The 19,516-nt window shown below is 41.1% G+C and carries 21 protein-coding genes and 1 pseudogene; 18 read left to right on the forward strand and 4 right to left on the reverse strand.

Annotation, left to right across the window (positions count from 1 at the left end):
- The first annotated feature begins 2 nt into the window (after positions 1 to 2).
- The 8 genes and pseudogenes from FC60_RS02260 to FC60_RS02295 all read left to right on the forward strand — a co-directional run bounded on the left by FC60_RS02260 (position 3) and on the right by FC60_RS02295 (position 5,490).
- Positions 3 to 620 (forward strand): TetR/AcrR family transcriptional regulator, encoded by a 618-nt coding sequence (locus tag FC60_RS02260; protein ID WP_082601321.1) that lies wholly within the window; start codon positions 3 to 5, stop codon positions 618 to 620.
- A 10-nt stretch (positions 621 to 630) separates the two neighbouring features.
- Positions 631 to 930: a YciI family protein gene (locus FC60_RS02265; RefSeq protein WP_056936884.1), complete on the forward strand. Its 300-nt coding sequence runs from the start codon at positions 631 to 633 to the stop codon at positions 928 to 930.
- A 6-nt stretch (positions 931 to 936) separates the two neighbouring features.
- Positions 937 to 1,458: an NAD(P)H-dependent oxidoreductase gene (locus tag FC60_RS02270; protein ID WP_056936885.1), complete on the forward strand. Its 522-nt coding sequence runs from the start codon at positions 937 to 939 to the stop codon at positions 1,456 to 1,458.
- A gap of 11 nt (positions 1,459 to 1,469) precedes the next feature.
- Positions 1,470 to 2,288, forward strand: a pseudogene (locus FC60_RS02275) (aldo/keto reductase); the annotation flags it as partial.
- Entirely contained in the window at positions 2,263 to 2,889 is a 627-nt protein-coding gene (locus tag FC60_RS02280) for an SDR family oxidoreductase (protein WP_056936886.1), read from the forward strand. The pseudogene FC60_RS02275 and the gene FC60_RS02280, both read left to right, overlap by 26 nt.
- 28 nt (positions 2,890 to 2,917) lie before the next feature.
- Positions 2,918 to 4,675: a 1-deoxy-D-xylulose-5-phosphate synthase gene (locus tag FC60_RS02285; RefSeq protein WP_191978589.1), complete on the forward strand. Its 1,758-nt coding sequence runs from the start codon at positions 2,918 to 2,920 to the stop codon at positions 4,673 to 4,675.
- A 120-nt stretch (positions 4,676 to 4,795) separates the two neighbouring features.
- Complete coding sequence (gene rplS / locus FC60_RS02290; protein WP_007122374.1) at positions 4,796 to 5,152, forward strand: 50S ribosomal protein L19; 357 nt, start codon at positions 4,796 to 4,798, stop codon at positions 5,150 to 5,152.
- A 107-nt stretch (positions 5,153 to 5,259) separates the two neighbouring features.
- The gene (locus FC60_RS02295) at positions 5,260 to 5,490 is read left to right on the forward strand and encodes a hypothetical protein (RefSeq protein ID WP_056936888.1); all 231 of its coding nucleotides are present in this window, start codon (positions 5,260 to 5,262) and stop codon (positions 5,488 to 5,490) included.
- 103 nt (positions 5,491 to 5,593) lie between these two features.
- Here FC60_RS02295 and FC60_RS02300 read toward each other — a convergent pair whose 3' ends face one another.
- Positions 5,594 to 6,253, reverse strand: coding sequence for a hypothetical protein (locus FC60_RS02300; RefSeq protein ID WP_056936889.1), 660 nt, complete (start codon positions 6,251 to 6,253; stop codon positions 5,594 to 5,596).
- A 174-nt stretch (positions 6,254 to 6,427) separates the two neighbouring features.
- On the opposite strand from FC60_RS02300, the gene FC60_RS02305 reads away from it, so the two are divergent.
- From FC60_RS02305 to FC60_RS02315, 3 genes are all read left to right on the forward strand, one after another.
- The gene (locus FC60_RS02305) at positions 6,428 to 7,513 is read left to right on the forward strand and encodes an ammonium transporter family protein (protein WP_056936890.1); all 1,086 of its coding nucleotides are present in this window, start codon (positions 6,428 to 6,430) and stop codon (positions 7,511 to 7,513) included.
- The gene (locus FC60_RS02310; RefSeq protein ID WP_056936891.1) at positions 7,506 to 8,612 is read left to right on the forward strand and encodes an NAD(P)/FAD-dependent oxidoreductase; all 1,107 of its coding nucleotides are present in this window, start codon (positions 7,506 to 7,508) and stop codon (positions 8,610 to 8,612) included. The genes FC60_RS02305 and FC60_RS02310 overlap by 8 nt, the downstream gene beginning before the upstream one ends.
- 73 nt (positions 8,613 to 8,685) lie before the next feature.
- Complete coding sequence (locus FC60_RS02315; RefSeq protein ID WP_056936892.1) at positions 8,686 to 10,494, forward strand: heavy metal translocating P-type ATPase; 1,809 nt, start codon at positions 8,686 to 8,688, stop codon at positions 10,492 to 10,494.
- A gap of 50 nt (positions 10,495 to 10,544) precedes the next feature.
- On the opposite strand, the gene FC60_RS02320 is transcribed toward FC60_RS02315, so the two are convergent.
- Positions 10,545 to 11,744 carry an aminotransferase-like domain-containing protein gene (locus tag FC60_RS02320; protein WP_056936893.1) on the reverse strand — a complete coding sequence of 400 codons (1,200 nt, stop codon included), beginning with the start codon at positions 11,742 to 11,744 and terminating at the stop codon, positions 10,545 to 10,547.
- Between the two features lie 213 nt (positions 11,745 to 11,957).
- Between FC60_RS02320 and FC60_RS02325 the strand changes: the two genes are divergently transcribed.
- Complete coding sequence (locus FC60_RS02325) at positions 11,958 to 12,308, forward strand: hypothetical protein (RefSeq protein WP_056936894.1); 351 nt, start codon at positions 11,958 to 11,960, stop codon at positions 12,306 to 12,308.
- 45 nt (positions 12,309 to 12,353) lie between these two features.
- Here the strand turns inward: FC60_RS02325 and FC60_RS02330 are convergent, their stop codons facing one another.
- The gene (locus tag FC60_RS02330) at positions 12,354 to 12,707 is read right to left on the reverse strand and encodes a HesB/YadR/YfhF family protein (RefSeq protein ID WP_056936895.1); all 354 of its coding nucleotides are present in this window, start codon (positions 12,705 to 12,707) and stop codon (positions 12,354 to 12,356) included.
- Positions 12,708 to 12,862: 155 nt separating this feature from the next.
- Here FC60_RS02330 and FC60_RS02335 point away from each other — a divergent pair, with 155 nt between their 5' ends.
- From FC60_RS02335 to FC60_RS02350, 4 genes are all read left to right on the forward strand, one after another.
- Complete coding sequence (locus FC60_RS02335) at positions 12,863 to 14,023, forward strand: hydroxymethylglutaryl-CoA synthase (RefSeq protein ID WP_056936896.1); 1,161 nt, start codon at positions 12,863 to 12,865, stop codon at positions 14,021 to 14,023.
- A gap of 145 nt (positions 14,024 to 14,168) precedes the next feature.
- Positions 14,169 to 14,759, forward strand: a complete 591-nt coding sequence (locus FC60_RS02340) for a histidine phosphatase family protein (protein ID WP_056936897.1) — start codon at positions 14,169 to 14,171, stop codon at positions 14,757 to 14,759.
- Between the two features lie 11 nt (positions 14,760 to 14,770).
- Positions 14,771 to 15,856, forward strand: a complete 1,086-nt coding sequence (gene serC / locus FC60_RS02345; RefSeq protein WP_056936898.1) for a 3-phosphoserine/phosphohydroxythreonine transaminase — start codon at positions 14,771 to 14,773, stop codon at positions 15,854 to 15,856.
- Positions 15,856 to 17,022, forward strand: coding sequence for a phosphoglycerate dehydrogenase (locus tag FC60_RS02350; protein WP_056936899.1), 1,167 nt, complete (start codon positions 15,856 to 15,858; stop codon positions 17,020 to 17,022). The genes serC and FC60_RS02350 overlap by 1 nt, the downstream gene beginning before the upstream one ends.
- Before the next feature lie 52 nt (positions 17,023 to 17,074).
- Here FC60_RS02350 and FC60_RS02355 read toward each other — a convergent pair whose 3' ends face one another.
- On the reverse strand, positions 17,075 to 17,944 hold the full coding sequence (locus FC60_RS02355) for a LysR family transcriptional regulator (protein WP_056936900.1): 870 nt from the start codon (positions 17,942 to 17,944) through the stop codon (positions 17,075 to 17,077).
- Between the two features lie 107 nt (positions 17,945 to 18,051).
- Here FC60_RS02355 and FC60_RS02360 point away from each other — a divergent pair, with 107 nt between their 5' ends.
- A complete protein-coding gene (locus FC60_RS02360; RefSeq protein ID WP_056936901.1) occupies positions 18,052 to 18,651 on the forward strand; it encodes an NAD(P)H-binding protein in 600 nt (199 codons plus the stop codon).
- Positions 18,652 to 18,678: 27 nt separating this feature from the next.
- Positions 18,679 to 19,515, forward strand: coding sequence for an SDR family oxidoreductase (locus FC60_RS02365; protein ID WP_056936902.1), 837 nt, complete (start codon positions 18,679 to 18,681; stop codon positions 19,513 to 19,515).
- Position 19,516: the final 1 nt, after the last annotated feature.

The raw sequence follows: 19,516 nt of genomic DNA on the forward strand, positions 1-19,516 counted from the left end.
TTGTGGCTAGAATAACCAAATGTGAATCGGAAGCCCGCCGGCAAGAGATTTTAAATGTTACGGCTAAGCTTTACCAGCAAATGTCATTTTATGATTTAAATCTAAAAATGATTGGCGAACAATTATCTTTTACTAGGACGGCAATTTATACCTATTTTGATAATAAAGAAGAAATCTTGTTGGGATTATTAGAGCGTGAGTATCAGCAATGGAATCAAGACTTAACAGATTTGTTAAATCAAGTTCCATTAGAGAAAGAACAATTTACTAGTGAAATTGCCCAGTCTTTAGCTCGGCGACCTTTGTTACTGAAGATTTTGGCGGTTGATATGTCATCATTGGATGAAAAAAGTCGTCCCCAAGCCTTAATCCGTCTAAAAACCGTGTATGGGAAGTCAATTCAGTTGATCCAATCTTTACTGAAGGATAATTTCCCACAGTTGTCATCGACGGAGATTGATCGAGTGGTCTTTGCTTTCTTTCCATTCCTGTATGGAGTTTATCCCTATACGATAGTAAGTGATAAACAAAGACAGGCCATGGATCAAGCGGATGTCCCGTATGTCTACTGGTCAGCCGAAGAAATGATCAATAATTGTTTACTGATGTTATTAAAATGAGAGGTCATCAATGTACCTAATAAATATTACAATTAAAGCTAATCAAGTTCCAAAGGATCAAGAAGCGGACTTGTTAGCAAAGCATCGAGCTTGGTTTAAGGGCCAGTATGAAGCTGGCAATTTTCTCTTGGTTGGTCCTTATCGGGATCGACCAATGGCAGGTCTAGTCATTGCTAAAGCCGCTAATCGCGATGAATTACAAGCGATGATTGCCCAAGATGCTTACTTTCCCGATTTAGCAACTTACGATGTTAATGAGTTTCAAGCGAATTTAATTGCTCAGAAAATTAATGATTATCAAGGAGAATAATTAATTATGAAGACGACAGTATTTGCCTTTCACCCGCATTTAAATGATGGTTCAAAGTTGAATCGAGCACTAGCTCAAGGGGCTCAAGAGGCCGGATTTGAAGTCCGTGACGAATACCAACTTTATCCTGATTTTAAAGTTGATGTTAAGGCTGAACAAGAAGCCTTGGAAGCTGCGGATAGGATTGTTTTGCAATTCCCAATATATTGGTATCAGGTGCCACCTTTGTTGAAGCAATGGTTTGATGATGTCCTAGAATTTGGTTGGATTCATGGAGTTAATGGTCGGACCCTGCAGGATAAAGAATTATTATTAGTACCAAGTTTCGGCGCAATTGGAGATGACTATACATCGGATGGTCGATTTGAAATTACTGTTGATGAAATCCTAAAACCGATTAAAACCATTAAATTTCATACAGGACTGAAGGTGGTTGAACCGTTTGTTACAACAGGAGTTCGGGATCTAAATAGACCAGATGTTGAGACCAGAGTTAAAGCATACGTAGCTCGTTTATCGGAAAATTAAAGGAGAACCTTATGGAATATACTCGTTTAGGAACCACCGGATTACAAGTATCGAAAATCTGTTTAGGTGGAATGAGCTTTGGTGATGCCAATCTAGGGGGAATGCATCAGGGATGGATCTTGGATGAAGAAGGTACTCGCCGGATCATCAAAAAGGCCTTGTCGATTGGCATTAACTTCTTTGATACAGCCAACATTTATGGTTATGGAACCAGTGAAGAATACGTGGGACGGGCTCTAAAAGACTTTGCCAACCGTGATGAGGTTATCATTGCCACCAAGCTCTTCTTCGGTGATAGTTTAGAACCAGCGCCCAATACGACCGGCCTATCACGCAAAGCGATCTTTAATCAAGTGGAAGCCAGCTTAAATCGCTTAGGAACAGACTATATTGACATTTTATACATTCACCGTTGGGACTATGAAACGCCAATTGAAGAAACGATGGCGGCTCTAAATGATCTAGTCCGTTCCGGCAAAGTCCGTTATTTAGGGGCTTCTGCGATGTACACTTGGCAACTTCAAAAAGCCCAATATGTAGCTGATAAGCATGGGTGGACAAAATTCTCAGTGATGCAGAACCACTATAATATGTTATACCGGGAAGACGAACGAGAAATGATGCCATTTTGTAAGGATTCTGGTGTCGGTCTGGCCCCTTATAGTCCTTTTGCAGCCGGGCGGGTCATCCGTGACTGGGACGCCGATACCGCGCGAAGTCAGACGGATGAGATTGCTAAAAAGAAGTACGATGCCACCGAGGAACAAGATCTCGCAATTGTAAAGCGCGTGGCCGAATTATCTGATCGCTATCAGGTTAGCCGGAGCCAGTGGCCGGGTTGGTCAGAATGTGGTTCAAGATTTAGTTGCTGCCGGACATCAAGTGGTGGCTGGATCACGAAATCCTGATTTAGCTATGGCTACAGAACAGATAGTACCGGTTAAATTAGATTTGCATGCAGATCCCGAAACAATTAAACCGCTTTTATCAGGAGTGGAGGCGATTGTTTTTACGGCCGGATCACGGGGCCAAGATCTATTACAAACGGACGCTTATGGGCCAGTTAAATTAATGCAGTTGGCTAAAGCCTTAGGAATTAACCGTTTTGTGATGTTGAGTGCCCTTTATACCTTGGAACCAGGTAAATGGTCTGAGAAACTGAAAAACTATTATATTGCCAAGTTTTTCGCTGACAATTATCTAGTAAACCAAACTGATCTCGATTACACGATTATTCAACCAGGAATCTTGGTAGATGAAGCCGGGACGGGGAATATTGCTTTAGGCGAACAGGGATTAACGTCGATCCCAATTCCTGATGTTGCGAAAGTTTTGGCAACGGTAGTCGACAAACCGAATACATATCATCAGGTAATCCAGATTAATCCCGGTGAGCATTCGATTGAGCAAGTTTTTACTGAATTAAATTAATTTCACATCTATAAAGGAGTTTATTATGATCTTAAATCAAATCAATTCACCCCAAGACGTCAAGTCATTATCAAAAGAAGAATTAGTTCAACTTGCAGCCGAAGCACAGCAAGCTTTATTAGAAAAAACAAGTCACCATGGTGGCCATAATGGGCCAAACTTTGGAATGGTTGAAATGACCATTGCCTTACATTATGTATTTAACTCGCCAGTTGATAAATTGATTTTTGATGTCTCGCATCAATCATACATTCATAAAATGTTAACTGGGCGGGCGCAAGCCTTCTTGGATCCAGTTCACTACGACGATGTATCTGGATATACCAACCCCAAGGAAAGTGAGCATGATTTATTCACGATTGGACATACTTCAACTTCTTTAGCATTAGCTTCTGGGGTTTCCAAAGCCCGGGATGTCAAGGGTGACCAATATAATGTTGTGGCTGTCATTGGTGATGGCTCGCTATCTGGTGGGATGGCTTATGAAGGATTGAATCAAATTGCCACTGAAAACACTAATCTTATCGTGATTGTAAATGATAATGATCAATCCATTGCTAAGAACCCTGCTGGCGGGATTTACACCGCTTTGCGGACCTTGCGGCAAAGTAAGGGAACGGCGGAAGATAATATTTTTAAAGCCTTAGGTTATGATTACCATTACTTGGATGAAGGAAATGACCTTGAACAATTAATTAAGCTCTTCCAAGATGTCAAAGACACTGATCATCCCGTTCTTTTGCATATCCATACGCAAAAGGGGAAGGGTATTCCATTTATGGAAGAAAATCGGGAAGCCTTTCACGCTGGTGGTCCATACGATCCGAAAACTGGAGCTTACCAAAGCTTTGGCAATAACGAACCTACTTATAGTAGCGTGACAACTGATTACCTAATGGAAAAAGCCCAAAAAGATGCGGATGTCGTTACCATTAGTTCTGGTACGCCAATGTTTGCCTTTGATCAGCAACAACGCGAAGCCTTAGGGAGTCAATTTGTTGACGTCGGGATTGCTGAAGAAGAAGCGGCGACCATGTCAGCTGGATTGGCTAAGAACGGTGCCAAACCAGTTTGGTTTGTGGCCTCGACATTTATGCAACGGACCTATGATCAATGGTCCCATGATATTGCCTTAAACAATTTACCGGCAACGGTGTTGGTTTACATGGCGTCCGTTAGTGGGATGAACGATGAGAGCCACTTGGGATTCTTTGATATTCCATTCTTAGCCCACATCCCAAACGTAGTTTACTTAGCACCAACTAGCAAAGAAGAACATTTAGCGATGATGGATTGGGCGATCGACCAAAAGGACCATCCAGTAGCTATTCGGGTACCAGTGGGTCCACTGCGAGAAACGGGAGCGGTTGATCATACTGATTACTCCATTTTAAACAAGAATCAGGTAACGCAAAAGGGATCTCAAGTAGCCCTCTTTGGTTTAGGAAACTTCTATTCACTGGCTGAAGAAGTCGCTAAGAAATTAGCGGATGATCATGGAATTCAGGGAACGATCGTTAACCCGAAGTTTATTACGGGCTTGGATACGGAATTGCTAGATAGTCTGACGGACGATCATCAAGTAGTTGTAACCTTAGAAGATGGAATTTTAGAAGGTGGATACGGTCAAATGGTAGCCAGTTACCTCGGCAATACTGATTTGAAGGTCCAAAATTACGGAGTGAAAAAGGCTTATCCAGATCGTTACAATCCGCAAGATTACTTAGCTCAAAATGGCATTACTGTTGATAATATTGTCAATCAGGTTGTACAATCCTTAAAGTAAAATATAACTTGAACTAAGTAATGGAATGTGTTAAGTTAGTTATTGGCTATTAGCCGTGATTAACGGTGTTCCGCTGGTTCCGTGGGAACGAATGAATGTCGGCGAAAGGAAAAGATGATTATGCGTCAAAATCAATTAATCGAAAAGATCACTGCCAGTCAATTACGTAGTGATATCCCTGACTTTCGGGCCGGGGACACGGTGCGTGTTAACGCCCTCATTGTTGAAGGCTCACGTGAACGTGTGCAAGTGTTTGAAGGGGTGGTTATTAAGCGCCACGGTTCAGGTATCAGTGCTACCTATACTGTTCGGAAGATCAGTAATGGGGTTGGTGTTGAACGGACTTTCCCACTTCACTCACCACGAGTTGAAAAGATCGAAGTTGTTCGTCATGGTAAGGTTCGTCGGGCTAAGCTCTACTACTTACGTGAACGAACTGGTAAAAGTGCTCGGATCGCTGAACGGCGTCGAGGCTAATTATCTGAAAAACCCTTGCTTAATGCGAGGGTTTTTCTTTTTCAAAAGTTTAAAGATGAGAAGATAATTGTGAATGATAATTAGAATCTATACAGGTGGAGATGAAAATGAAGATTACCGATCAGACATATATTTATGATATTGATGACGCCTTTTCTGGGAAATGGGTAAATGTAAGATTTAAGAATGGTCAAATCAAAAAAGTCTTTATGGTAGATATAGATTTTGATAATGATATTGGTGAAGCTATTGTATACAACACCACTGGAAGTTTTAGCTACGGTAATGCGATCTATCTTAAAGATGTCGATCAAATTGAAGTAACAAGTAAAGATTAATGTTAGCTGACCTGAGTAAGTCGTTAAACTGCTCTTTTGTTATGCAAAATTTTAGTAAATAAAAAGGATTTAATATGTGTAAAGTCATACTAAATCCTAGTATTTAATCCCACAAAATTTCGTTTTTATTAAGAATTTTACTTGTGCCAATGATCTTATTTCCCTGATAGACTGTGACTGATAGTCCGTCGGAAGCTTCATCATCGTCAATCACTCCGGCATCCATTAAAGCGGCAATTGCCGAATTTCGAGCAGACGAAACTATCTCATCCTTTTCTGTCTTTGATAGCGATTGAGAGTCAAAGAAATAAATACTTAAATGATCGTTTTTTGAATAGGTCATCTTTTGAATATGCGTGGACCAATTAAACTGTGATTGGGGTTCGCCGCTATCAGTAGAGTTGCCGTCACTATCAAGTTTTCCATATGCCCATTCTTGATCTTGTTCAAGCCATTTTTCTAGAGCCTTGTTAGCTTTAGACTCAGATCCTTTTTTGGATGAAGATTTTGATGATGCCTTATTTGAACTTTGAGATTGTTTCGAAGAGATTTTACTTGAAGAACTTGTATTCTCCGATGATGAATTAGTGTTTTCGTAATTTCCAGTAATACCAACGAAACCATCAATTATAAATGTAAAAGCAACAAATCCCCATAGAATAGCTCGAACACGCTTCTTCTTATTCCAGTCGGGGAGTATTAGTTTCCAAATTATTAAGCCCCCAAGAACCCAAAGTACAAGCGCAACAATTATATTTTCCATTGATTTTCTTCTCCTTAACAATTGTAACCATAATTAATATAAATTTGTTTTGTCTGTTTTGTCAACGAGTAAAAAGAAGCTAAAAATACATTGACAGATAAAATTAGATAATGTTAAACTCAACTCCTTGATAAATAGTAATCTTTACTATCTGAAAAAAGGGGGGAGTTAGTGATGTTTGAGTTAGTCTGCTTTCTCATCATGTTGCCAATGATTTTTAGCGTTCCTATATTGTATGTGGGAATGCTGGGACAACAAGGTCAAGAAAAAGCTTTGCTGGGGATGACAGTTGCCATTTTTGTCGCGATCGTATGTTGGTTTGCCTTTGGTAATCAGTTAAACGGGGGGGCGAACATTTTATTTGGTTCCGTTAGCAACATCGTAACGGGACTAGTTCAAATGGAATTTTACCTGTATGCTATTGTGATGCTAATTGGGACGATTGTAGTTACTCAAGGTATCCGCTATTTTATCGGCTTTGTGCCCCTGTGGACTCTTTTAGTTTATTGTCCAATCGCCTACCTAATTTGGAATGACCAGGGATGGTTAAGGCAAATGGGGACCTTGGATTTCTCAGGTGGAATTGTCGTCCATTTGACCGCTGGGCTAACCAGTTTAGTTTTGGCCAGAAAAGTGCAGCCAATCAATGATCCCATCCGTGAAAATGATTTTCGGACTAACTATGCGGCCACCTTAATGATCATGATTGGTTGGTTTGGCTTCAACCTAGCACCAGCTGGTCATTTTAATCAGTTAGCTAATCAGGTTTTGGTCAATACGCTGGGGGCGGTAATTGGCGCGATGATTGGCTGGATGTTGTTTACTCGCTTAGTAGCCAAACGCATCGAAACAGATGATCTTTTAAATGGCATTATCTGTGGATTAGTTACCAGTACCTGTCTGGTTGGGTATGTTAGACCACTTGAGATCGGCCTGGTTACCTTCGTGGCTGGTATCGCCTGTCCAACCGTTATAAATAAAATGAATCAGTCTGTAACTTTTTATGATGCGGTGGATTCCTTTGCGATGAATGCAATTGGGGGTCTAGTTGGGGTCGGAGGACTAATGTTAATTAAATTTGGTGGGATTTTTAGCCAACCAGAGGAAACTAGTCGCTTCATTCTGGCGGAATCATTAGCCGTTATCATCGCGATTATCGTCACAGTAATTGGGACCATGATAGCCCATCAGACCGGCCTCTTATTTAGTCAAAAATTATTGTTAAAGTTCAAGTTTCAAGGAGAATCAACTAATGAATAAAATCACCATTATCGGGGCTGGGGCAGCCGGAATTGGCATGGGCGTGATCTTAAAACAGCTTAATTATCCTGATTTCCAGATTATTGAACAAGGGGAGATCGGAGATAGTTTCCAAAAGTGGCCCAACGAAACTCGGTTCATTACTCCATCATTTACCAGTAATGGTTTTGGAATGCCTGATTTAAATGCAGTGACAATTGATACTTCGCCGGCCTATACCTTTGGTATGGAACATTTAAGTGGTCGTCAGTATGCTCATTATTTAAAGTTAGTGGCTCAAGCCTATCAATTACCAATTATCGAACATACCACTGCTAAAGATATTCTGACCGTAGATGATGGCTATCAAGTTATTACTAATCAAGGCACCATTACGACGAAGTATTTAATTATGGCAGTGGGACAATACCATACGCCGAGGTTAACTCCTCACCCTGAGAATGTCGTTCATTATAGCCAAGTAGATAGTTGGGAATCTTTTAGTGGGCATGATCAAATTATCGTGGGGGCGAATGAAAGTGGGATCGATGCGGCAATTAACCTGGCACAACTGGGCGATAAAGTAACGGTCATTACCGATGAAACGGGACTAGATGCTGATGAAGCAGATCCTAGTATTCGCTTGGCACCTCATACTCGGCATCGGTTTATGAATTTATTACTTGATCATGCTGATCGAGTCAATTTGGTTCGCCACCAACACCTCGTTGACGTTATCCATAATGATCACGGCTATGAATTGCTTTTTGAAGACGGGCGACGGATGAAGAGTAAGGAGCGACCAATTTTATGTATTGGTTTTTCCGCGGGTCCAGTTACTTTATGGCCAGACTTATTCCGTTTTGACGGTCATCAAATGGTGCTCAATGAATTTGACGAATCGACAGTTGCTTCTAATATCTTTGTAGTCGGTCCGGATGTGCGCCATCAAGACGCGATCTTTTGTTACATTTATAAATTCCGGCAACGGTTTAGTGTCGTGATGGAGGAGATTGCTAAGCGGGAGGGCCTAGACATTAGTGATCTAATTGAAGCCAATCAACGAAACGATTTTTATTTAGATGATTGTGGTAGCTGTGGTGTCGCGTGCCGGTGCTAATAAATACATTTAATATATCTTTCCTTTATACATTTTAGAATGATTCTAATATAATATAAGAGGAGGGATGATTATGACACATAAACAAAAACTTATAACCATTTTCGGGATTGCGATCTTAGCAGCTATTCTACAATGGGGCTTTGGTCTTCCCTTATATGCGCAGATTGTGGTTACCATTGCCGGAGCGGTAGTAACGATTTCGATGCTGATTGAAATGATTAAGAAAATGATCCATGGGGATTTTGGGGTTGATATTCTGGCCGTGACAGCGATTGTTGCGACGCTAGCAGTCGGTGACTACTGGGCTTCCATGATTATTCTTTTAATGTTAATTGGTGGTGATTCCCTAGAAGACTATGCTAATAGGAAAGCCAATAGTGAGTTAAAAAGCCTTTTAGATAATTCGCCAGAACAAGCCCACCGTTTAAATGGAGATCAAGTTGAAGACATTAAAGCCGACTCGGTTAAGGTTGATGATGTTTTATTAATTCGACCAGGTGAACTTGTGCCAGTCGATGGTCGGGTCTTAGAAGGTGATTCCAGTTTAGACGAATCATCCTTAACCGGTGAATCAGTCCCCGTTGAAAAGACTGTGGGTGATCAAGTTTTATCTGGGTCAGTGAATACGGAAGGTATGTTGAAGGTGGTTGCTGAACGAACGGCAGCTAACAGTCAATATCAACAATTAATCCACTTGATTCAACAAGCTGAAAACGATCCAGGACGCTTTGTTCGTTTAGCTGATCGCTATGCCATTCCTTTTACGATTGTAGCTTATGTCTTAGCTGGGATTGCCTGGTGGATGAGTAAAGATCCCGTTCGATTTGCCCAAGTCTTGGTGGTGGCTTCGCCATGTCCGTTGATTTTAGCAGCTCCTGTAGCTTTCGTGTCAGGGATGGGACGCTCTTCGAGAAACGGGATTGTCGTAAAAACTGGGGATTCGATCGAAAAATTAGCGACTGCTAAAACGATGGCCTTTGATAAAACTGGGACCTTGACGCAAGGAAATTTAACGGTTGATCAGGTGAAACCTGCTGATCACTTCACCTCAGATGAAGTTTTACAATTAGCAGCGAGCGTGGAACAAAATTCTGGTCATGTAATTGCCCAATCAATTACTAATTATGCTTTAGACCATCAGATTAAATTAATAACGACCAATGAAGTCAAAGAAGTGACGGGAAATGGTCTACAAGCTATGGTCAATGATCACTTAGTCAAAGTCGGGAAATTGATCTTTGTTACGGACGATCAAGCGATCAAACCGTTAAATCAAACTGCATCATATGTTTCGGTTGATGGTCAATATGCGGGTTGCATTACTTTAGAGGACCAATTACGTCCAGAAACAATTCGAACAATTAGTGAGTTGCATCAATTAAAGATTAATAATCAAATGATGTTAACTGGTGATCAGGAAGAAACCGCTAAACGGATTGGTCAAGAAATTGGGTTTGATCAAGTGGCAGCGAACTTATTACCGGCGGATAAGATTAGTCGAATTAAGGCGCTGACTCCTGATCAACGCCCGGCGGTCATGGTCGGAGATGGGGTTAATGATGCTCCGGTTCTCAAAACGGCTGACGTCGGGATTGCCATGGGGGCGCGGGGTTCAACGGCGGCAAGTGAGTCGGCTGATATTGTTATCATGACTGATAATCTTGAGAAAGTTGCTTCGGCCGTCTTAATTGCTCGCGATACCTTAAAAGTTGCTAAACAGTCCGTGTTGATCGGGATTTTCATCTGTATCGGTTTAATGTTAATTTGTATGACTGGTTGGATTCCAGCGATTATTGGAGCATTGCTTCAAGAAGTGATTGATACGGTATGTATTCTCTGGTCCTTAAAAGCTCGGACCGGACAAAAATTACCAGCTTAATATACAAAAACAACTCCTTAGCTTTGCTAGGGAGTTGTTTTATATCAAGCTTATTTATTAGCAGCAATGGCTTCTTCAAGTGCTTTACCAAGCCGCTTTAAACCTTCTTCAATTTGATCAGGTTTCATATTGGAGTAGTTGAGTCGGAGATGACCAGGTTCTGGCTTAGCAGCGTAGAATGGTTCACCAGGTACAAAGGCCACTTTTTGTTTTAGACAGGTTTCAAATAATTCTGTCGTATCTTCGACACCAGGTACGGTTACCCATAGGAACATCCCACCTTCAGGGTGAGTATAAGTAACGCCTTCAGGGAAGTACTTTTTCATACCTTCTTCCATCAGTTTTTTACGTTGACCGTATAGATCACTGATCTGCTTAACGTGTTCGTTAACATCATTTTGTTCATAGAACTTAACCGTACACCATTGAACCAGGTTGTCAGTTCCCAAGTCAGCCGTTTGTTTCAAAACTGTAAACTTCTTTACAAAACCAGGATCAGCCACAAAGTATCCTAACCGGAAACCTGGGGAAAGAATCTTGGAGAAGGTTCCCATATAAACGACATTGTCAGTCTTGTCATATGATTTAATGGCATCAACGTGTTCACCTTCGAAACGAATATCACCGTATGGATTATCTTCAAAGACTAAAAAGTCATACTTAGAAGCTAATTCAGCGACTTGTTTCCGCCGTTCTGCTGGCATTGTCCGACCAGTTGGGTTTTGGAAAGTTGGGATCACATATAAGAACTTTGCTTCCGGGTGTGCTTGAACGGTCTTTTCCAATTCCGCTGGAATCAAGCCATCTTCATCTGTTGGGACCCCAACTAGGTTAGCCCCGTATGACTTAAAAGCGTCAACCGCACAAAGATAAGTTGGATCTTCAACTAAAACAGTGTCACCAGGATTAACTAAGGCTTTAGCAGCTAATTCCAAGATTTGTTCCGAACCTGACGTCATACAAATATTTTCGTCTTTGGCATCAATGTTTTCGTGTTCTTTAACAATCTTTGTAACTAATTCACGCATGGCGGCAACCCCGCGGGCATCACCATATTGCATGACTTGTTGGCCGTGTTCGTCAAAAGCGGCTTCAGCTGCCTTCTTCATTGCTTCGACTGGGAAAAGTTCAGGAGCGGGAAGACCACCGGCAAAGGAAATAATTGATGGGTCCGCTGCCGCTGCCAAGATTGCTCCAACGGCATCCGTACCATCTGCAGGAACTCGATTCGAATATTTAAATGTTGCCATAAAATCACTCCTTAATTGATTTCTAATAAATTTCTAATGTATGAGTATTGTATACCCAACAATTTAAAAATTAAAGGAAAAATTAGGAGATTCTTACTTTTTTTCGATAGTTTTCTGTAAATGCAAAAGAAATTAGCTTTTCCGAAAACTTTCGCGCGGTCAATATTAATTTGGTAAACTGAATCTGGAACAGGAGGAAGCTATTTAAAAACCATGAAAAAGTGTATCTATTTAATCCTAGTCCTAGGAGTGATCATTATTGCTGGTTGTCAGAATCGGCAGAGTGTTAAAGTTGCCTATCAAAATGCTAATCAAGTGCAGACGGCCTTGAACCAAAATAAGCAACTGAATGGTAAATACGTCAAAATTAAGGTCACATCAGTCGTGACTAATGATAATTATGGATATGTCATGAAGTCTAATGATGATGATCAACAACTTCGCTTTGTTAGTAAAGAAAAACCAAAAGTTAAATCAGGTCAGACGGTAACCTTAAAGATTAGTTCGGTAGAAGGAAATTTAGGTACTTATATCATTCGCTATCGTAATTTAACTATAAATTAAAAGAGTGGAAAGAAACTTTGTCGTTTCCTTTCACCCTTTTGTTCATTAATGTGAGGCGGACGCCTTTGCATCAAGTTTAGATCCATCATTAGGTTTAAAATGGTAGGCAGGTCCATCAATTGCTTCATCATAAGATACTTCAAGATCTAAGCCATTAAAGAACCAAAAATCACTGTCCTGAATATAGTAGTGAATACCGTCAATTACTTCATCGACCACCGGTGAATTAGGTTGGTCGCACCGGGACATAGCCGCCGAGAATCCAGTATGCGCATTCGTTGCGCCATAGACCCGACCGAAGAAACGGATCCCATTGCCAGGTTCTAAGTTCATCTCGTTGCGAAACCATTCAGAGATTTGGGGAGTGAGGGTAATTTTGGTTTTAGTAATTTCAGACATAGTAAACTCCTTTGAAATCGTTTTCTATAGTGTTAGCTTACTATTTTATAACTAGCATGGTCAACCATTTAGTTTGTGTAAATCTGAGCGAAATTAAAGCTTTTAAGGTATAATAATCCATTGGAAAGATACGAATTTAAGAGGAGTTCATGATCATGCAAATTGGGATTGATAAAATGGCATTTGCCACTACCCCGTATTATTTAGATTTAGTTGACTTGGCTCAGGCCCGCGGAGAAGATCCCAATAAATATTTAATTGGAATTGGTCAAAATAAACAGGCGGTCGTTCCGCCAACCCAGGATATTGTGACCCTGGCTGCGGAAGCTGCTAGTCGTTTACTAGATGATCATGACCGGAAAGATATTTCCACCGTTATCGTGGCAACCGAGTCGGGTATAGATAACTCTAAAGCGGCGGCAATTTACGTTAAGCAGTTACTTGGCTTAGATGATTTTGTCCGGACGATTGAAGTGAAAGAAGCCTGTTATAGTGGAACAGCCGCCATCCAGTTTGCGCGTGGCTTAGTCGCCTTGGATCCTCAGCAAAAAGTTTTGGTAATTGCGGCTGATATTGCTCGCTATGGTTTACACACGGGCGGTGAAGTAACCCAAGGGGCTGGTGCGGTAGCCATGCTAATCAGTGCTGATCCACAAATGCTTGCGATCGAGTCAGGAAGTGTAGCCTTATCCCAAGATGTGATGGATTTTTGGCGTCCAATATATGCTACGGAAGCTATGGTTGATGGTAAGTACTCGACCAACGTGTATATTGATTTCTTCCAGCGGACTTTTGATCGCTATTGCCAAAGGCAAAATAAACAATTAAGTGATTTTGCTGCGCTGGCTTTTCATTTACCATTTACCAAAATGGGCAAAAAGGCATTAGAAGCCGAGCTAGGTGACCAAGAAGATGCGATTAGTCAACGCTTGCGGGATAATTTAGTTGCAGAACAAGCTATTCCACGCGAAGTCGGTAATCTTTATACGGGGTCATTATATTTAGGGCTAATGTCACTCTTGGTGAATGGTGATGTCCAACCTGGTGAACGCATCGGTTTATTTTCCTATGGCTCGGGGGCAGAGGGTGAATTCTACAGTGGTATCTTACAGCCAAATTATCAAGATGGATTAAAGGCAGCTTCGTTAGCTTTAGACCATCGTCAGCAAGTTACGGTGAGCGAATACGAAGCATTATTCAATCAGCAATTAGGAATGAAGGCTGAAGATGTGAACTTTGATTTAAGCCAGGATCCATCACGTTTTGTCCTGTCTGGACAACGTGATCATCAACGACAATATTTGACTCGTTCATAAATAAGCGAAGGTTTAAGACGATTAAGTTTTAAACCTTCTTTTTGTAAGTCGTTCGTTAAATTTGACGGGTTTTAATTAAAAAGTGGTTACAGATATTTAATTAGAGTATAATTGAAACATAAATCACAAACAAAAGGAGAATATCATGACGATTTTATACGTAGTTCGCCATGGCCAAAGCGTTGCTAATTCCAAGGGAATTATGCAAGGCGCTAAAATTGACACCCCCTTAACACCATTGGGTCGTCAGCAAGCCCAAGCAACCAAAGAACATTTAAGCGGGATAAGCTATGACCACGTAGTTGCGAGTCCTTTATTAAGAGCTCATGAAACAGCCCAAATCATTGCCGGTAATGATGCGAATATTCACTTAGATGATCGGTTGAAAGAATATGATTATGGGGACTGGGATGGCGAATTAGAAGCAACCCTGTGGGATAAGTACCAACAATATTTTGATGAGCATCATAATCTATTAGCCGGGTCATGGGAGGTCTCTCATGGCGATACTTATGATCAGGTCAAGGATCGTTTAGTTTCCTTGTTTGATGAACTTGTTGCTACATATCCCGATGGGAAAATTTTAGTCGTCAGTCATGGTTTCACCATTAAGTTAATGGCTGATCTAGTTTTAAAGATCGGGAATTTAACTGGGTTGAGTGAGCCATCAAATGCGGGTTTAACTAAATTGGTCCTTACACCATCAACTAAAACTTTAGAGTTTTATGGACGTTAGGAGGAGATTTTATGGATAGAGTGTATAATTTTTCGGCAGGGCCTGCGACCTTACCACATGAAGTTGTCTTAAAGGCGCAAGCTGAATTGCTATCATTTAAAGACAGCGGGATGAGTGTCATGGAGATTAGTCACCGGTCTGATTTATACACGACGATGGCTAGTGAAGCTGAACAAGATTTACGGGATTTAATGCAAATTCCTGATAATTATGAAGTCCTCTTTTTGCAAGGGGGCGCGACGCAAATGTTCTATACGCTGCCTTTAAACTTTGCTAACCAAGCTCATCGAGTTGGCTATATTAATACTGGGCACTGGTCCGAACGAGCTGAAGAAGAAGCGCGTTACGTTTCAGGTTTAACCGTGGAAGAAGTGGGTTCATCAGCCGATCAACATTTTACGGAGTTAGTCCATCAAGTTACTTTAAATGGTGATTACGACTTTATTCATTTAACAACTAATAACACGATTGAAGGAACCATGTACCGGGATTTACCAGAACTGGATGGGAGAACCTTGGTGGCTGATTTATCCTCCAATTTCTTAGGCCAAATATATAATGTAAATGACTTTGGTATTATCTATGCTGGGGCTCAAAAGAACTCGGGAATTGCTGGTTTGACGGTAGCCATCGTTCGTAAAGATTTATTAGAGCAAGTGCCGGATTTACCAGCGATGTTAAGCTTTTCAAAACAAGCAGCGAAACATTCGGCTTTAAATACTCCACCAGTCTTTGCAATTTATATGGCAGGCTTAGTTTTCAAGTGGATCAAAGAACAAGGTGGCGTTGCAGCGATGCAAAAGCGAAATGAAGCTAAAGCGCAATTACTATATGAATTTTTAGATTCATCAAACTTATTCCGTAATCCGGTCGTCTCGGCTGATCGCTCGACGATGAACATTCCGTTTGTCACTGGAGATGCTGACTTAGATGCTTTATGTGTTCAAGAGGCAACCAAGCAAGGCTTAATGAGTTTAAAGGGACACAAGTCAGTTGGTGGTCTGCGGGCTAGTTTATATAATGCCATGACGATTGATGGCGTCCAAGCTTTGGTTAAATTTTTAGGAGAATTTGAAAAAGAACATGGGGGTAAATAATGTATCAGGTAAAAACTTATAATGTCATTTCGCCAGTGGGCTTGGCCAAATTACCAGCCAGTCAATATGCTGTTAACAAATCCGATGATCCAGATGCCCTGATTATTCGTAGTCAAGATATGCATACCACGGATTTTGGTAAAAATGTCAAAGTGATCGCCCGAGCGGGAGCAGGTTTTAACAATATTCCCTTAGATAAGGCGAATGAACAAGGCACGGTAGTCTTTAATACGCCGGGTTCCAATGCCAATGCGGTGAAGGAATTAGTAATTGGGATGCTGATTTTGTGTAATCGGCACGTAATTGACGCAGTTAATTGGTCGGCCCAACTGGTGGGAGCTGATGTTTCTCTACAAACTGAAAAGAACAAGAATCATTTTGCTGGTCATGAATTAGTGGGTAAAACCATTGGGGTAATTGGTCTAGGAAATGTTGGCTCACGCGTAGCTGGTGCGGCTCAACAACTTGGTATGAAAGTAGTTGGGTATGATCCTTATATCTCGGTCGAACATGCTTTACAATTATCAAATCAAATCCCCCGGTTAGACTCGTTAGCCGAATTACTGCAACAAAGTGATTTTGTGACGGTCCATATTCCATATACGGAAGACAATCGGCATTTAATTGGTGAAAATGAAATTGCGATGATGCCAAAAGGCGCAGTCTTATTCAACTATTCGCGAACCGATATTGTTGATGATGCGGCGGCGACTCAAGTGCTGGATCAAGGACATCTCCAACTATATGTGACTGATTTTTCAACGCAAGCAGCCGTTGAAAATCCTAAAGCGATCGTGACCCCGCATCTTGGAGGAACGACTGAAGAAGCGGAAATCAATGGTGCTGTTATGGCAGCCAATACGATTAGAAACTTCTTGGAACAAGGGATCATTCATCATTCAGTTAACATGCCGGAAATGACGACCCCAATGCAATACAATCATCGAATTACAGTGATGCACCAAAATGTCCCTAACATGTTGGGGCAAATTACGACGGCGGTTGCCAATGCTAATATCAACATCGATAACCTATCAAACCAGTCACGGGAAACAATGGCTTATACGGTGATTGACCTTAACCAATTAGATGATGACACTGAGGCCTTAATTAAGAATCTGGAAGCTATTCCAGCTGTTGTTCGGGTTCGGCTATTGAATCGTTAAAAAAAAGATCATGATTTAGGGACGCAAATCCATAAATCATGATCTTATTTTTTTATGCTTGGTATGCTTGGCAGAGCAAGCGGACAAAAGCAGTCACTAACGGACTGCAGTTGTCATGTGTGAAAAGGCAACAGGGAAGATTAACATCAGCGGCGAAATCTTTCCAAATAAAGGTGGGGTCGTCATCTTCATATAAATCGGGACTAAGGCAAACGGCTTCGCCTGCCGCAACATAAGTTAAAGTTGTACTGTGATCGTGACTATTAATAGTAGCTAAATTTAGCTCGGCTTTGAGCTTTTGTTGCAAGTCACGCAGCGGTTGAGGACTGCCCCCACCAACCAAAAGGGTTCGACCTTGTAGATCAGCTGGGGTGATTAGACCTTGATCTGCTAAAGGATCATCAGCTCGGAGAACTAATTTGAGCCGGCTATCATATAAGAGGTGGGCTTCAACCCCAGAAATATCTTGCAATTCATCGCCCCGCGAAAAGATAATGTCACTTTGACCAGCTAAAAAATTTTCTAGGCGATGTTCACTATTGTCAAAGATTGGATCAATAAAAACTTCTGGGTGTAGTTGACGAAAGGCATACATGACTTCTGGTAATTCTAATAAGGCCGTACGGGTAAAAATGCTAATTCGGATGGTATCACTGTATTGACGAGCATAGTTCTGGCAACGTTCAATTATAGTTTGTAAATCAGTATTTAGTGATTGGAGGGCATTACAAAATTGTTGCCCTACAGAAGTCAACGCGACTTTTCGATTGGAACGATCAAAAATCTTAAAGCCTACTTCGGCTTCTAGGCTTTGAATATGATGTGAGAGCGTGGGTTGACTAATATAAAGTTCGTTAGCTGCGCGATTAAAATTTAAGGTTTTAGCAACGGCAAGGGTACATTCAACTTGACGCGAATTCATGGGTTCACCTCATTAATAGATTTATTCTATTATAAATAGATTTTAAGTATTAGACTAGTCTATTTATCAGGTATATGATTAAACCATCAACAAAGGAGGTTGATGAAATGAATGTCTTAATCCTTGGTGCTACTGGAACGTTAGGTTCAGCAGCTCGTCAAGAACTCTTAAATCAAACTGAAGTTAATTTAACCTTATTTTCACGGAGCGCCGATCGGTTAACGGTTGATCCAAAGCGTGAAAAAGCGGTCAGTGGTGATCTAACTAATGGTCAAGAATTAGATGCAGTGATGAAAGGTCAGGATGTGGTCTTTGCAGCTCTTAGTGGTAATTTAAAACGATATGCTCAATCAATTGTTGAATCAATGGATCGTAATCATGTCCAACGTTTAATCTTTATTTCTTCAATGGGAATTTATGATGAAATTCCAACCTCGGTCGGCTCACGCGGTAACTTAAAATACAATTCGGTATTGCGTCCCTACCGTGAGGCGGCAGATGTGATCGAAGCTAGTGATTTGAACTATACGGTGATTCGGCCAGGTTGGTTCACTGGTGGTCCAGCTAATTATGAAGTGACCCATAAGGGCGAACCATTCGGCGGCCATGATGTTTCAATTAACAGTATTGCCGATTTAGTTCTTAAATTAGTTAACGACAATCAATTGTATTCAAAGGAAAGCGTTGGAATTAATACTCCAGCATAATTAATATAGAAAACGAGGTAAGAAAAAATGAAGCAAGAAGTAATGTTAGTGACTGGTGCCGGACAATTATCAATGGCGATTGCACGTCGCATGGGATCTGGAAAGAAGATTATTTTAGGGGACTTAAGTCTTGATAATGCTAAGAACATCGCAGAAGTGATGACGAATGCCGGTTTTGATGTTGAAGCCGTTCAAATGGATTTGTCATCTCGTGAATCAATTCAAAATTTAATTAAAGTGGGTCAATCCTTTGGAGACATTAAATACTTAGTTAATGGTGCTGGGGTTTCACCTTCCCAAGTTCCAGTGGAAACGATTTTGAAAGTTGATCTTTACGGGACGGCTGTCTTAATGGAAGAAGTCCGGAAAGTAATCGTTCCTGGTGGGAGTGGGGTCGTGATCTCAAGTCAATCAGGATTCCGGATGCCAGCATTAACGGCCGAACAAGACCGAGCTTTGGCGATGACCCCAACCGAAGAATTGTTAGACCTTGATTTCTTACAACCTGATCAAATCGAAAACACCTTACATGCCTACCAATTAGCAAAGCGGGCCAATGAGAAGCGGGTTATGTATGAAGCCGTTAAGTGGGGTGAAAAAGGTGCCCGGATCAACGATATAGCTCCAGGAATTATCGTTACACCTTTAGCTATTGATGAATTTAATGGAATCCGTGGTGATTTCTACAAGAATATGTTTGCTAAATCACCAGCTGGTCGTCCGGGAACGGCGGATGAAGTAGCAGATGTTGCTGAATTATTAATGAGTGAACGTTCCCAATACATTACTGGTTCAACGGTCTTGATTGATGGTGGAGCAACTGCATCCTACTTCTACGGACCATTACAACCAACGGAGGAATAAG

The organism is Limosilactobacillus gastricus DSM 16045 (assembly GCF_001434365.1).
In the GTDB taxonomy this organism is placed as follows: Bacteria; Bacillota; Bacilli; order Lactobacillales; family Lactobacillaceae; genus Limosilactobacillus; species Limosilactobacillus gastricus.